Source organism: Thauera sp. WB-2, assembly GCF_027594845.1.
Taxonomy (GTDB): domain Bacteria; phylum Pseudomonadota; class Gammaproteobacteria; order Burkholderiales; family Rhodocyclaceae; genus Thauera; species Thauera mechernichensis.
Window position 1 is genome coordinate 1129616 of the sequence record NZ_CP088935.1, and the last position, 13060, is coordinate 1142675.

11 protein-coding genes are annotated in these 13060 nt (G+C 64.4%); 7 read left to right on the plus strand and 4 right to left on the minus strand.

Translation table 11 applies throughout. From position 1 onward, the window contains the following. Nucleotides 1-6 precede the first annotated feature (6 nt). From LQF09_RS05205 to LQF09_RS05235, 7 genes are read left to right on the plus strand one after another with little or no spacing between them, the layout of a single operon-like run. A complete protein-coding gene (locus tag LQF09_RS05205; protein ID WP_270069370.1) occupies nt 7-1155 on the plus strand; it encodes a glycosyltransferase family 4 protein in 1149 nt (382 codons plus the stop codon). 5 nt (nt 1156-1160) lie between these two features. Continuing rightward, a complete protein-coding gene (locus LQF09_RS05210; protein WP_270069371.1) occupies nt 1161-2018 on the plus strand; it encodes a hypothetical protein in 858 nt (285 codons plus the stop codon). A gap of 55 nt (nt 2019-2073) precedes the next feature. Further along, the gene (locus tag LQF09_RS05215; protein ID WP_270069372.1) at nt 2074-3042 is read left to right on the plus strand and encodes a glycosyltransferase family 2 protein; all 969 of its coding nucleotides are present in this window, start codon (nt 2074-2076) and stop codon (nt 3040-3042) included. Continuing rightward, nucleotides 3026-3829 (plus strand): GNAT family N-acetyltransferase, encoded by an 804-nt coding sequence (locus LQF09_RS05220; protein WP_270069373.1) that lies wholly within the window; start codon nt 3026-3028, stop codon nt 3827-3829. The genes LQF09_RS05215 and LQF09_RS05220 overlap by 17 nt, the downstream gene beginning before the upstream one ends. Next, the gene (locus tag LQF09_RS05225; RefSeq protein ID WP_002926860.1) at nt 3826-4245 is read left to right on the plus strand and encodes a GtrA family protein; all 420 of its coding nucleotides are present in this window, start codon (nt 3826-3828) and stop codon (nt 4243-4245) included. The genes LQF09_RS05220 and LQF09_RS05225 overlap by 4 nt, the downstream gene beginning before the upstream one ends. Next, complete coding sequence (gene rffA / locus LQF09_RS05230) at nt 4242-5366, plus strand: dTDP-4-amino-4,6-dideoxygalactose transaminase (protein ID WP_270069374.1); 1125 nt, start codon at nt 4242-4244, stop codon at nt 5364-5366. Before LQF09_RS05225 ends, rffA begins: the two co-directional genes overlap by 4 nt. Nucleotides 5367-5401: 35 nt before the next feature. Further along, nucleotides 5402-7039, plus strand: coding sequence for a hypothetical protein (locus LQF09_RS05235; protein WP_270069375.1), 1638 nt, complete (start codon nt 5402-5404; stop codon nt 7037-7039). A gap of 47 nt (nt 7040-7086) precedes the next feature. Here LQF09_RS05235 and LQF09_RS05240 read toward each other — a convergent pair whose 3' ends face one another. From LQF09_RS05240 to LQF09_RS05255, 4 genes are read right to left on the minus strand one after another with little or no spacing between them, the layout of a single operon-like run. Continuing rightward, complete coding sequence (locus LQF09_RS05240) at nt 7087-10242, minus strand: sulfatase-like hydrolase/transferase (RefSeq protein WP_270069376.1); 3156 nt, start codon at nt 10240-10242, stop codon at nt 7087-7089. Then, the gene (locus LQF09_RS05245; RefSeq protein ID WP_270069377.1) at nt 10239-11141 is read right to left on the minus strand and encodes a glycosyltransferase family 2 protein; all 903 of its coding nucleotides are present in this window, start codon (nt 11139-11141) and stop codon (nt 10239-10241) included. The genes LQF09_RS05240 and LQF09_RS05245 overlap by 4 nt, the downstream gene beginning before the upstream one ends. Next, nucleotides 11125-12087, minus strand: a complete 963-nt coding sequence (locus LQF09_RS05250) for a sulfotransferase family protein (RefSeq protein ID WP_002926851.1) — start codon at nt 12085-12087, stop codon at nt 11125-11127. Before LQF09_RS05250 ends, LQF09_RS05245 begins: the two co-directional genes overlap by 17 nt. 44 nt (nt 12088-12131) lie before the next feature. Next, nucleotides 12132-13055, minus strand: coding sequence for a glycosyltransferase family 2 protein (locus tag LQF09_RS05255; RefSeq protein WP_002926850.1), 924 nt, complete (start codon nt 13053-13055; stop codon nt 12132-12134). Between the last annotated feature and the right edge of the window lie 5 nt (nt 13056-13060).

The window sequence follows — 13060 nt, forward strand, 5'->3', positions numbered from 1 at the left end:
ACCATCATGCAAAAACGCTATCTGGTCCTGACCGAACTCTTTCTGCCGACCAAGGGAGGCACGGCCGTATGGTTCGACGAGGTCTATCGCCGCCTCGGCGGCAAGGACATCCACATCGTCACCGCGGATGTGCCGGGCGCGGAGGAGTACGACCGCGATCACCCGAACTCCATTCACCGGCTGTCGCTCAAGCGCGTACCCTGGCTGAAGCCGGAGTCGCTGCTGATGTACCTGCGCTTCTTCTTTACCTCGCTATGGCTGGCATTGACCCACCGTTTCGACGCCATCCATGCTGGCCGCGCATTGCCCGAGGGCCTGGTGGCGTGGCTGGTCGCACGCCTAACCCGCCGGCCGGTGGCGATCTACGCACATGGCGAGGAGCTTACCGGCTGGGGGCGGGGCAACAAGTACAGGGCCATGCGCTTTGCGCTGCGCCATGCGGACAAGGTGATCGCCAACAGCGACTTCACCCACGACACCCTGGTGGAGATGGGGGTCGCGCCCGAACGCATCGAGGTGATTCATCCCGGTGTCGATACCGAACGCTTCCGGCCCGGGCTGCCTTTTCAGGATCTGCGCGACAGCCTGGGGCTGGCCGATGGGGTGAGACTCATCCTGTCGGTGGGCCGCTTGAGCCGGCGCAAGGGCTTCGACACTGTGATCCGCTGCCTTCCCGCTGTACTCGAGGCCGGGGTGGACGTGCACTACGCCGTCATCGGCATCGGCGAGGATCGCGACTATCTAGCCGGCCTGGTTGACGAGTGCGGTGTGGGCGGGCGCGTGCACCTGCTCGGTCATGTGCCCATGGACGATCTGCCGCGCTGGTACAACGCCTGCGACCTTTTCGTCCTCGCCAATCGGGATATCGAAGGCGATACCGAAGGCTTCGGAATTGTTTATATTGAAGCGGCGGCGTGCGGTAAGGCCGCGATTGCCGGCCGCGCGGGTGGGACGGGTTCAGCCGTGCTCGACGGCGTGACGGGGCTGAGGGTAGAGACGAGCAACCTTGACGAGTTGCAGCAGGCGATCTGCCGCTTGCTGGGGGACAGCGGATTCCGTGACACGATGAGCGCGGCCGCGATGGAGCGCGCGCACGCTATGCTGAGCTGGACTGCGGTGGCTCAGCGGACCAGCGCCTTGAACTTGCGCAGCTGAGGGTGATGAGGGTCATGATCAGGAACTTGATTGGTTTTCTTGGTGTGGGGCTCGTGCCCGTCCTGCTTTCGCCAGCGATGGCGCAGTGGAACCCCGGCGGAACGCCGGCGGAGCAAGCACAGTTGCCGCAAGTGTGTGCAGTCAAGCTCCGCAACGATGATCGCAGCGCGGAGGGGCAGCGCTACCTTGCTCAGTTCGGTGCCGACAACTGGGTGCACATGCACCATTACTGCTATGGGAGGGTCTTTCTTCTCCGTGCGGCCCAAGCGTCGGCGAAGCGGGATCAGGACTATCAGCGTTCGCTGGCCGTGAAGGAGTTCTCCTATGTGCTCAAGGCTGCGAAACCCGATTTCTGGATGCGCCCGCAACTCAATCTCGAGCTTGGCCGGGTTCACCTGCTACTGGGGCAGGCTGCGCAGGCGACGGCGCTTTTTTCCGACGCGATCCGGCTTAATCCTCACTATCAGCCGGCCTACCTGGCGTTGATATCCGAACTTCGCAGCAAGGGACAACAAGCTACTGCGCTCACTGTTGCAGAAGAGGGGCTCAGGCACCTCCCAAACTCAGCCGAGCTCAAGAAGCTGTATTTCGATCTCGGCGGCAAGGAGCCTTTGCCCACGCCTGCCAGAGCGGCGACCACGGGTCGGGGGGCGGGTCGAGATGCATCGCCCGAAGCGACTCGCGCTGACACCAGTCAGGCCGAGTCTGCCGCAACGGAGCGCAAGGAGGCGGGTGACAGCGAGGTGGCCGAGGAGAATGCGCCGAGCGAGGCGCCCCCAGCCTCGTCGGGGCAATCGAGGAACTGCCGATTTTGTCCGCCCGATGAGGTCGAGGAGCGTTGGCGCGAAGGGTTTCGCAACTAGCGCGGCGGGCATGGCAGTTTGACCGGCCAGTCAATTCCATGATGGATCGAGTGAGATGAGCGTTCCGATTCGAATCTCGGTGGTCGTTCCGGTCTATCGCTCACAGGAGACGCTGCCGCACCTTCATCGACGCCTGCTGGTTGTTCTCGAAGAGCTGGGAGAGACCTTCGAGATACTCTTCGTTGAGGATTGTGGTGGCGACGATTCCTGGGCTGTCATTGAGGCGCTTGCCGCCGCGGACGCCAGGGTGCTGGGTTTGCGCCTTGCGCGCAACTACGGCCAGCACAACGCCCTGTTATGTGGTATCCGGGCCGCACGCGGCGAGTGCATCGTCACTCTTGATGACGATCTGCAAAACCCCCCTGAGGAGATTCCGCGCTTACTTGCCAAGCTGGATGAGGGCCATGACGTCGTGTACGGTGCGCCTCGGGCCGAGACGCACGGTTTTCTGCGCGACCAGGCTTCCCGGATCACCAAGCTTGCGCTGCAGGGGGCGATGGGGGTGGAGTCGGCCAGCAAGGTGAGTGCGTTTCGGGTTTTTCGGACTCGTCTGCGCGAGGCGTTCGCCGCCTATCGAAGCCCATCGGTCAATATCGACGTGTTGTTGACCTGGGGTACCACGCGATTCGCTGCCGTACAGGTTCGGCAGGATGAGCGGGCCATCGGTGACTCGGGCTATACGCTGAGGAAGCTCTTCAATCATGCACTCAACATGATGACGGGCTTTTCGGTGTTGCCGCTTCAGATCGCAAGCGTGCTGGGAATTGTCTTCGGCGCCTTGGGCTTTCTCGTGCTCTTCTATGTGTTGCTGCGTTATCTGGTCGATGGCAGCGCGGTGCCGGGCTTCCCTTTCCTCGCATCGATCATCGCCATATTCTCGGGGGTCCAGCTCTTTGCGCTCGGGATCTTTGGCGAATATCTGGCGAGAATGCATTTTCGTTCGATGGAGCGCCCGCCCTACGCGCTGATGTCGACGACGCGCATGCCTGCCGATACGGAGGCCGGCTGTGGACAACGTGAGTGAGTCGCGCAGATCTGCTCTTCTACATGGGGAGATCACTGCCGGCCCGCTTCGCCTCGTCTGGGCGGAGGCGCCGTGGGATACGGTGGTACTTGGTCATCCTGTCGTGCAGATTTCGCGGATCGAGGCCGACCTCGGTGCAAGAGCGGACGATCTCGCACCTTTCGTCGTCGCATGCGAGGCGGGTGGCGTTGAGTTGGCAAGTTGCCGCCTGGCGCACGATCGCTTGCGCGAGTCCATGCTGCTCGAGGAGATCGGTTTTCGCTTCATCGAAATGGTCTACCAGCCCGAATTCGCCTGCTCGGAATGGACACAGACAGGCGATGAGAGGGGGCTGGAACTTGTCCTTGCATCGGCACGTGATCTTCCGGCGATCGTCGAACTGGCTGGCACCGCCTTTGGCTGCGAGCGTTTCCACATGGATCCCAGACTGCCGTCCGGTCTGGGTGACCTGCGTTACCAGAACTGGGTGCGCAACTGCCTGGAGCATCCTTCGCAGCGCCTGTATGCGCTTAGAGAGGCCGGGGACCTGGTGGCGTTCTTCGTCGTCGAGATGCTCGTCGACGGTACCTGCTACTGGCACTTGAATGCTGTCTCGCCAGCACGGCAAGGCATGGGCTATGGGCTGCGAGCCTGGCGGCAGATGATGCATCAGGCGTTCAAGGATGGGGCGCGTCGGGTGCGTACTAGCTTCGTCGCGCGGAACCACCGTGTGCTGAACCTATACGCACGGTTAGGTTTCGTGTTCCCCGCGCCATCGATGACCTTCCACTGGGTGCGCAGCGCATGAGCGGTCGTGTCGCACTGCGCCAGTTTCTTCGTTATGCCACGGTAGGCCTGGTTTCCAACGCAATTCTTTACCTCGCATATCTTGGGCTCACTGCCTTGGGTGTCGAGGCCAAGCGCGCAATGACGCTGCTCTATGTCCTGGGCGTGCTGCAGACCTTTGGCTTCAACAAGCGTTGGTCGTTTGCCCATGGGGGTGTGCGGGGCACTGCCTTCGTTCGCTACGCCATATCCTATGCACTCGGCTATGTGATGAATCTCGGCGGTTTGCTGGTATTCGTGGACGTACTCGGATATCCGCACCAGATCGTCCAGGGGCTGTTCATCCTCGGGTTGGCGATGTTGCTGTTCCTGCTGCAGAAGTACTGGGTCTTCAGACCGCTGACCGTCTCCACGCAAACGACCGGGCCACTGCCATGAACATCCCCTTCAACAAGCCCCACATGACGGGCAAGGAACTCTGGTACATCGCCCAGGCACATGCCAATGGACACCTCGCTGGCGATGGGCGCTTCACCGGCCTGTGTTCGCGCTGGCTCGAGGCTCGCACCGGCGCTTCCAAGGCCTTGTTGACCCATTCATGCACTGCAGCGCTGGAGATGGCCGCCATCCTGGCCGATCTTCAGCCTGGTGATGAGGTCATCATGCCCTCTTACACCTTCGTTTCGACGGCCAACGCTTTCGTGTTGCGTGGGGCCGTACCTGTTTTCGTCGATGTTCGCGCCGACACCCTGAACATCGATGAGCAACTCATCGAGGCAGCCATCACGGCGCGCACGCGGGCGATAGTCCCTGTCCATTACGCAGGTGTCGGTTGCGAGATGGATGCGATCATCGATATCGCCCGCCGCCATGAGCTCCTGGTGATCGAGGATGCTGCACAGGCGGTCATGGCGAGCTACAAGGGCCGACCGCTGGGTGGTATAGGCGACATGGGGGCGCTGTCCTTTCATGAGACCAAGAACATCATTTCCGGGGAAGGGGGGGCGCTGCTCGTCAATTCGGTGCATCACGCCGCGCGAGCCGAGATCGTGCGCGAGAAAGGCACCAACCGTTCGCAGTTCTTCCGTGGCCAGGTCGACAAATACACCTGGGTCGACATCGGCTCATCCTACCTCCCGGGGGAACTGATTGCGGCCTTCCTGTGGGCTCAGATGGAGGAAGCTGACAGCATCACCCGGCGCCGGCTGGGCATTTGGGAGACCTACCATCATGGCTTCGCCGAAGCCGAGCGCCAGGGTCGCCTCCGGCGCCCGGTGGTCCCTCCTCACTGCGCACACAATGCCCACATGTATTACCTGCTGCTGCCCGAGCTGGACGTACGCACCGCCTTCATCGAGCGCCTGCGCCGCTTGGGCATTCACTGCGTGTTCCACTACATCCCCCTGCATGATGCGCCGGCGGGTCGCCGCTTCGGGCGACCGCACGGCACTTTGGCGGTGACCGAGGATGTCGCCAAGCGGCTGGTCCGCCTTCCCGTATGGTTGGGCATGGAGGACGAGCAGGCCGGGATCATCGACCAGGTCCTCGCCGCGCTTTGAAGCGCTCATCCCAGAGATCCGGCTGTGCGCAGGATGTGCGATCGCATCTTGCGGATGGAGCCGGTGGCCATCTTTTCAAGCGCCTGCTCTGGCTGGCGCTCGTGGGCGCAGTCGTGATCGTCGCGTTCGCCCGCACTCCGCTCGGGGATGTGCACTGGGACTCACCGATCTATCTATACCAAGCCAAGCGTTTTGCCGAGACGCCGTATGTTCATGACATTGCTGCGAGTTCCAGGCAGATCGTCGCCCAGATCGCGGGAAACTGGCCAGAGGATGAGGGCTATTCGGAAGCCTACTGGCGGGCCAGTCGTCTGGGCCACATCGCGATCCTGGGCGTGCTTGTCGATGCGCTCGGGAGCACGGCGAACGCGGTTCTCGCCGCGCATTGGCTGTTTGTCATCGCGATGCCGCTTGGCTTGTTCGCGTGGTGCCGGGTTGCCCTGCTTGCGGGGAGACTGATCGACCCGGATGAACGGCTCGGGCTTGGCCTGTGCTTCTCTGCGCTCCTCTTCGTTCTTTCGGATATCTACGCCTACCTGAGTGGCAATCTGGTCAGCGAGGTGATCAGCTTCGGCCTGGGGGGGGCGGCGGTGTGGGCGCTGCTGGCGGCCGTAAGCACTGGCGCCGTGATGCTGGCGGCGGTCTCGGGCGTGCTCGCCGTGCTGGGTTACATGGTCCGGGTGGAGAGCGTCTGGGCATGGTTGGCATTCATGCTCGCCTTCCTGGCGTTCTCACCGGCGCAGCCGGCACGCCAGACGCTGCTAGGCTGCTACGTCATCGCGGGCGCGGTGGCGCTGCTCGGTTATGCACTCTACGCCTGGTTTTTCCATCCTCTGGCGGACCCGCGCCACTACCTCGAGTTTGCGGGCAGCCTGGTGAACAGGGCCAGGAGCGGAGTGCATCCGTTGAATCTCGTATTCGTGGTCGGTGGCATGCTATGGCTTGGCGCTGCGCTCGCCCTTGCCTTGTTCGTCAGATCGCCCCTGGTGCGCTTTGGCGGGCTATGGCTCCTGCTTGCAGGGCTTCCTTCCTGGTGGTTGGTCGCGGCAGGCTCCGAGGTGCAGACGCGAATGTTGATCGGTCTGGTGCCACCTCTGGTTCTGCTGTCTGCGCTTGGATGGTGCTGGGTGTTTGGAGGCTGGCGCACGCCGATGCGGCGCGGGATGCTAGGTGCCACCTTGGTGCTGCTCTTGATCGTGCGGCCGCCCGTCTACGGTTGGCTGGTCGAGCAGCCGGGTGTGTGGCGTATCCAGCGACTCGGTGCTGCCATGTTCGTGCCGAAGTACGAGCGCATCGATTACCAGCCGCAGGCGATGGCAGTGATCAGCGCGCACGTTTTCGATGCGCAGGCCGTGCCGACGGTTCTGCTGCGCGGCGTGACGGTACAGCAGGAGTACCTCAACCTGATTCGCTTCTTCGGACCCTCCTACTCGAGTGATGCACGCCTTGCGCTTGTAGGGGATCCCACCAATCCGGGCGCCTGCGAGCACAAGCTTGACCGCCCTGATGAACCAGTCCGCTTCTGCACTGGCTTTGCAGGAGAATCCGCGTTGCCTGAAGCAGTGGAGGCAGGGCGTGTATTCAATCTGAGGCGCGATCAGGTCGCGCCCTTGCTGGGCGCTACCGAGCGTTTGCGGGCGGGCGGTTTCGTGCTTGAGCACCTTGGTCGCTGACCTCCCCCGCCGCGGATGCGAAAGGGGGCTGTGGCCCGAGCCTGCTCTCAGCCCGCTTCGGCAGGATCCAACTCCAGGCGTCGATCTTCCCGAAGGGCCGGGTCGTTTGCCATCCAGGCGTGCAACTCGCCCCAAAGCCGCACGACTTCCTCGGGATACTTCGCCGCCACGTCACTCGTGCATCCCGGGTCGGCTGCGACGTTGTAGAGGCTGAGCTTGCGACCGGACTCCAGCGGCTGGTAGACGAGTTTCCAGGGACCGTCGCGTACCATGCGGTCCTTTGCCACCACGACCTCTTGCTGGTAGTGCGCCCGGATGGCGAGGCTACCCGAGTCGGGGTCGGGAATGTCGAGTAGTTCGAGCAGGTTGGGGTAGCTGAGGTGGCCTTCGGGGAGCCCAGGTACAGGCGCAATCCATATCCCGGTCTCGTTGAACGCCTTCAGGTGCAGGTCAGTGGTCGGGTCGGCGATGGTCGGCACGAGCGAGACGCCATCGCAGCCAACGGAGGGCGCGTCGAGCAGTTCGAGCAGGGTTGGCATGATGTCGACGCTGCGTACGACCTGGTCGATGCGCTGCCCACGCGCTTGCTTGGCGTCAACGACGACCAGCGGTACTCGCGCACTGAAGTCGCCGAGCGCCGAGTTGCCCTGTCCCCAGGTGCCATGCTCGAAGAACTCCATGCCGTGGTCACTGTAGAGGACGATGACGGTGTTCTCGGCGAGCCCGCTGGCCTCGATCTGTCGCATCAGACGTCCGACCTCGTCGTCGAACTGTGCGACGCAACCGTCATAGAGGTCGAGGATCTGGTCGAGGTCGAACTCCTCACGAGGTTCGCCCTGACGGCGGATGATCTCGAACGGCTCGGTCAGGCGAGCCATGGCAAATTTCGATGCGCCGGAATAGGCTGGGTCGGAGAACCGCGTGTAGTAGGGGTGCTCGGACGCGAACGGCGGGTGGGTGGTGGAGTAGAAGATGTTGAGCAGGAAGGGTTCGCTGGTGTTGGCAAGCCTCGTCAGAGTGCGGCGCGCACGGCGGCCGAGCATGCCGGTCTGGGGAACGCCGCCAAGGTAGTGGATCTCGGGAAGCAACTGACGGCCGAGGCGGTTGTGCAGGAACAGTGACAGAAACAGTCGAATGTCCTTTGGACCCTGGCGGACCAGATACTTCAGGTTCCATTGGTCGGCGGGCAGGTCCGTGATGTCGAAGCCGAAGTCGAACTTGCCCAGGTCGGCCCCGCACCAATCCGAGACCGCCGCGGTGCGATATCCGAGGGCTCGCAACACGTTGGGCAGTGTCTTGTCCTTGAGCCGCGTCTCGGCCTCCGTAACATAGTTGTCGCGTACGCCATGGTGGTGGGGCCAGGTCCCCGTGAACAGGGAGATCAGGCTGGGGGCGGTGCGGGCGCAGGGAACGTAACAGGCGCTGAACAGCGCCCCCTGTGCGGCGAGCGCGTCGATGTGGGGCGTGATCGAGACTCCGTCGCGCTGTGCGCCGATGCGGTCTGCACGCAGGGTGTCGCTGCCGATCATCACCACGTTTCGTCGCCCGCTTGACGCCGTCGTGCGTGCGTGAGCGCCGTCCGGCTCCCAGATCGCATAGAGCAGAAGCGCGATGTAGCCGCATGCGGCGAGCAGCAGGGTGCCGGCGTCGGCCGCACTGTCCTGGTGGTAGCGCAGCACGGCAAGCGCGCTTACCAAGGCGATGCCGGAAAACAGCACGATGCGGGCGATCAGGTCCAGGCCGCGGCGGGACAGTGCTCGCCACAGGCGATGGATGCGCACGGTGCGGTACTGCCAGGATGCGATGACCAGCCCTGGGTTCAGCGAAAGTGCCCGGCAGCCGGCATACACTGTCGCGAGCGCAAGGGTCAGCGCGCCCCCGGCTGCGGTCGACCACAGTGGCGGTTCGCGCCCCATGGCTTCGGCCGCGCTGATCCAGAGCGCCGCGCCGGGGAAAGCCCAGAATGCCGCAACACAAAGTGACGCAAATGCCAGGCGTGCGAGCGCGAAGACGATGTAGTTGCGGTAGCGGTTGACGATCTCGTCGCGCAGCCCGGGGCCGGTGCGCGAGAAATCGCGCACCGACTTGACCACGAGCAGCGCTGCAGTGAAGGCGCCAACGAGTCCGGATGCGAATGCAGCCTCGCCCAGCCAGTCCCGCCCCAGCATCGCCGCCAGGGCGAGCGCGGTGGCGGCGATCGCCAACAGGCTGGCCGACAGGTATTCGGCACCGAGCATCGGCAGTGCCGCCCGTTTGCGCCGCCGCCGGTGCTGGTCGCGGATGCCCGAGATCTCGCCCAGCGCGGACGACAGCCGGACCAAGTAGAAGCGGCGTGCCTGCAGACGCCACGACAGCGCGAGACCGGCGGCGTAGCCTGCGGCCTTGCGCCACATGTAGCGCGGTACGCGTTCGAATTCCGCACGGACGCGCGTGACCGACTGCGAACGCTGGAAACCCTTGCGCGCCACATACGAGAGGGTCAGCCGCTCGCTGTCCACATAGTGGTACTGGAGGATTGCGGGCACGTAATGCAGACGCGTACCGTTGCGCAGTGCGCGCAGGATCCAGTCTGCGTCCTCGGAGCCGCCAAGGTCGTGCCCGGTAGGGCCGAGTTCGATTGCGAACGGGCCAGTCCGTGCGATCACCGCCAGGCGTGCGACCAGATTGCCTCCGCCGGGGATGGGGCCGTCGACATCGATTGCGAAGTCATCCTGGCCCTGGTCGTAGCGCGGTACGGGTAACGGGTAGATTCGGTAGGGGCCCTCGTCGTGCACCCAGGCGGGCTCGGTGCCGTCCCAGTCGGGGACGATACGGCCACAGAAGAGGTCGGCCTCCGGCCAACTGCTTGCTGCTCCGGTGATCGCCTCCAGATAGCTCGCGTCCACCCGGTGGTCGTCGTCCACAAAGGCCACCAGTTCGTCCTCGAGCAGAGGGAGCGCACGGTTCAGCGCGTGAGACTTGCCCGGCGTAGGCTCGGCGACCCAGGTGAGCGGCAGGCCGCCGTCGGGGTTTGCGCCGCGAGCCGTCAGAAACGCGTGCGTGCCATCAGAGCAGGCGTTGGCGACCACGAACAGGCGGAACCGCCATCCCGCGGGCTGTGTTGCGCCATCCAGCGATGCGATGACGCGAGAGAGCAGATCCACCCTGTTGTGGGTGCAGATCAGGATGGTGAGGGTGTTCGGCGCGGGGCGTTCAGGTTTCACAGTCTCGCTCCGGTGATCAAAGCCAGGGCGATCCCCGCCACCAGTCTCCCATGGCTCAGGGGGGCGAGCATGAGGGCGCGTGCAAGATCGGCGAGTGCTGCGCCACGATCTCCCTCGCGGCACGCCCACTTGGCGTAGTCGCACAAGGTGCCTGCGTAGAGTGCGCGCCAGTAGGCGCCGCGCTTGTTGGCCGGCAGGAGGTGGCGGTTCTTGCGCGTCATTGCCAGTGCGCCCGCGCGCATTCGCTTGCGGTTCCGGCTGACGCTGCCCGGACGCTTGAGGACCACCACCAGGGCTTCGGGAATGCATGCAAAGCCGCCACGTGCAGCGAGGCGGATCCACAGGTCTGTATCCTCCGCACCGAACAGGGTCTCGTCGAAACCGCCGAGCGCTTGTACGAGTTCGCGCCGCGCCAGCACCGATGAGGCGCCGCCAGCAATCAGCGCGTGGGCGGCGAAGACCTCGGTGACCGAGGCGGTGCCATTGCCCTGGCAGGCCCAGGCGCCGACCACCTGACCGTCGGGAGCCTCCAGGGTTGCGGTGGCTGCGCAGAACGCAAGTTCGGGCCGATTGTCCAGTAGCGCGACCTGGCGCTCGAGCTTGGCTGGCAACCAGCGATCGTCCGCATCAAGGAAGGCGAGGTAGCGTCCGCGTGCGTTGCGGATGCCGGCATTGCGCGCACTGCTCATGCCGCCGTTCGGCTGTGATACGACAAGCAGCGCATCGCCGTAGCTGCGCAGGATCTCGGCCGTGTCGTCGGTGCTGCCGTCGTCGACGACGATCAACTCGAAGTCCGGGAAGCTCTGCGCCAGCACGCTGTCGATCGCGTGCCGGATGCACCACGCCGCATTGAAGGCAGGGATGACGACGCTGACCGTCGGTTCAGTCGTCGATTGCATAGCCCAGTTCGCACATGAGTGGAGCGATGGTCGGCAGGATGCGCTCGATCGCCCGAGGGTTGCTCTCCTTCCACTTCTGCCTCTTCGGCGCACCCTTCACGATGCTCGTCGGACGCCCGGAGAGGTTGGCGCAATGCGCTTGCATGCGTGCATCGAAGGGCAGGTCCAGGCGCTCGAACACGGAGCGGAACATCTCGACCGGGTGCTCGAAGATATCCTCGTAGCGCACCTGTACCCACTGCGCAGCCGGCACGTCGCGTGCCGCATCGAGGGCGAGCCGGTTGGCACTGAGCCACTGGAATGCGCAAACCTCCTCGAGGCTGGCCTGGTTGTAGTCACGCCAGCCGGGCGGGAGGAAGAAATGCCATTCGCTGAACTCTCCATCATTGATCGCTACAGGCACGGGTGAGGGGCCGAAGAACTTCTCCAGGCCGAAACCGCCGTCGCTGCGGCCCAGGCGCCAGCCGTCGATCATCGAGCTGATGTTGTCGCGCCCGTCACGGTGGATGAACACGAACCTTGCCTGCGGGAAGAGCTTGTGCAGGTAGCCCACGCGCAGCGTGTTGATGCAGGTCTTGTCGAGCACCGGGCCGGCACCGAGGCGGGCGTAGAAGTAGGCGAGCGCACGTTGGCGGTGCTCGGGGTCGGCCTGCTCGGGGCCTGCCGCCTCCGAGATCCAGCCGTTGTTATTCGGCCCGTAGAGTCCGTTCCAGAACTGCGGCAACTCATAGTCGAAGTGCAGGAAGTGCCCGCCCGCCGCGAGCGTCTCGAAGGTGATGGTGGTGCCCGAGCGCGAGCAGCCGATTACGAAGACCGGATCGGGCATGTCCGGGTGTGCGAGCGCGTAGTAATGCTCCCTGGCACGCCAGCGCAGCCATTGCACGTTCTTGGCGCGGATCTCGGGGTCGAGCAGTTTGTGCAGGTGGGGAAGCCTGAGTGAGGGCATCGGGGCAGGTTCGATCAGGTGTACGGGGTGGGCGGGGTGACGACTCAGCCGCGGTCGCGTATCCAGCCGAGAAGGAAGCCGCAGAAATAGGCTGCGTTCATCTCGAGCCGCAGCGATTGGTCAGCGCCTGAGCCCAGCCTGCGCCCGACTGCGCGACCGAGGGCGCGCAGCCATTGGGCGAACAGGTAAGGGGGGGGGATGCGCCGGCCGCTTCCGCGCTTGGCTGCGCCTTCGCTGCGCCCCTGGCGGAAATGCAGGTCGAGGAAGTAGCCGCGGCGCAGCTTGGGCGTCTGGATGCGGTGGTGAATGATCGCCTCCGGCACCCAGCGCACCCGGCAGCCGTGTGCCAGCAGGCGGCGGTAGATCTCGGTGTCCTCGCCGCCGATGTTTGCCTTGCCCATGCGCCCGAGACGGGCGTCAAAGTCTCCGATGGTGCCAAACACGCTGCGACGGAAGGCGAAATTGCCGCCGAAGATCGGTGTGCCGGGAGCATCCAGCCAGCGCGCCGCGCCATGGTCGAGCTTGCCGAGGAAGCCGAGCAACTCGTCCTGCAGCCAAGGCGGGCGCACGCCGTCCTCGAAGAACACCTCTATGCGGCCGCCGAGTGCATCCGGCCGCCACTCCTGCATCGCGCGTTCGTAGGCGCACAGCCAGTCCGGGTCGGGGGTTTCGTCGTCGTCCATGAACAGCAGGTATTCACCGCGTGCCTCGCGCAGCGCCCGATTGCGCGCGTTCGAGAGCCCGAGGCGCTCTTCGCGCACGACCCGCACAGCGATACCGGCAGGATGCCAGCCGTTGTCTGCGAGAAGCAACGGTGTGCCGTCCGTGCTGCCATTGTCGATGACGAGCATTTCCCAAGGCTGCTCGGTAGGATGCAGCCCGGCGAGGGTCTTGAGCGTGCGCTCCAGGCGGTCCGCATGGTTATGGGTGCACAGCGCGACCGTGATGAAGGGGAGGGAAGGGTGCATGATCG

Excerpts from the sequence above, each read along its gene's own strand:
- LQF09_RS05245 (WP_270069377.1), bottom strand. The coding sequence starts at position 11,141 with ATGCAATCGACGACTGAACCGACGGTCAGCGTCGTCATCCCTGCCTTC.
- rffA (WP_270069374.1), top strand. The coding sequence starts at position 4,242 with ATGAACATCCCCTTCAACAAGCCCCACATGACGGGCAAGGAACTCTGG.
- LQF09_RS05225 (WP_002926860.1), top strand. The coding sequence starts at position 3,826 with ATGAGCGGTCGTGTCGCACTGCGCCAGTTTCTTCGTTATGCCACGGTA.
- LQF09_RS05250 (WP_002926851.1), bottom strand. The coding sequence starts at position 12,087 with ATGCCCTCACTCAGGCTTCCCCACCTGCACAAACTGCTCGACCCCGAG.
- LQF09_RS05205 (WP_270069370.1), top strand. The coding sequence starts at position 7 with ATGCAAAAACGCTATCTGGTCCTGACCGAACTCTTTCTGCCGACCAAG.
- LQF09_RS05255 (WP_002926850.1), bottom strand. The coding sequence starts at position 13,055 with ATGCACCCTTCCCTCCCCTTCATCACGGTCGCGCTGTGCACCCATAAC.
- LQF09_RS05215 (WP_270069372.1), top strand. The coding sequence starts at position 2,074 with ATGAGCGTTCCGATTCGAATCTCGGTGGTCGTTCCGGTCTATCGCTCA.
- LQF09_RS05210 (WP_270069371.1), top strand. The coding sequence starts at position 1,161 with ATGAGGGTCATGATCAGGAACTTGATTGGTTTTCTTGGTGTGGGGCTC.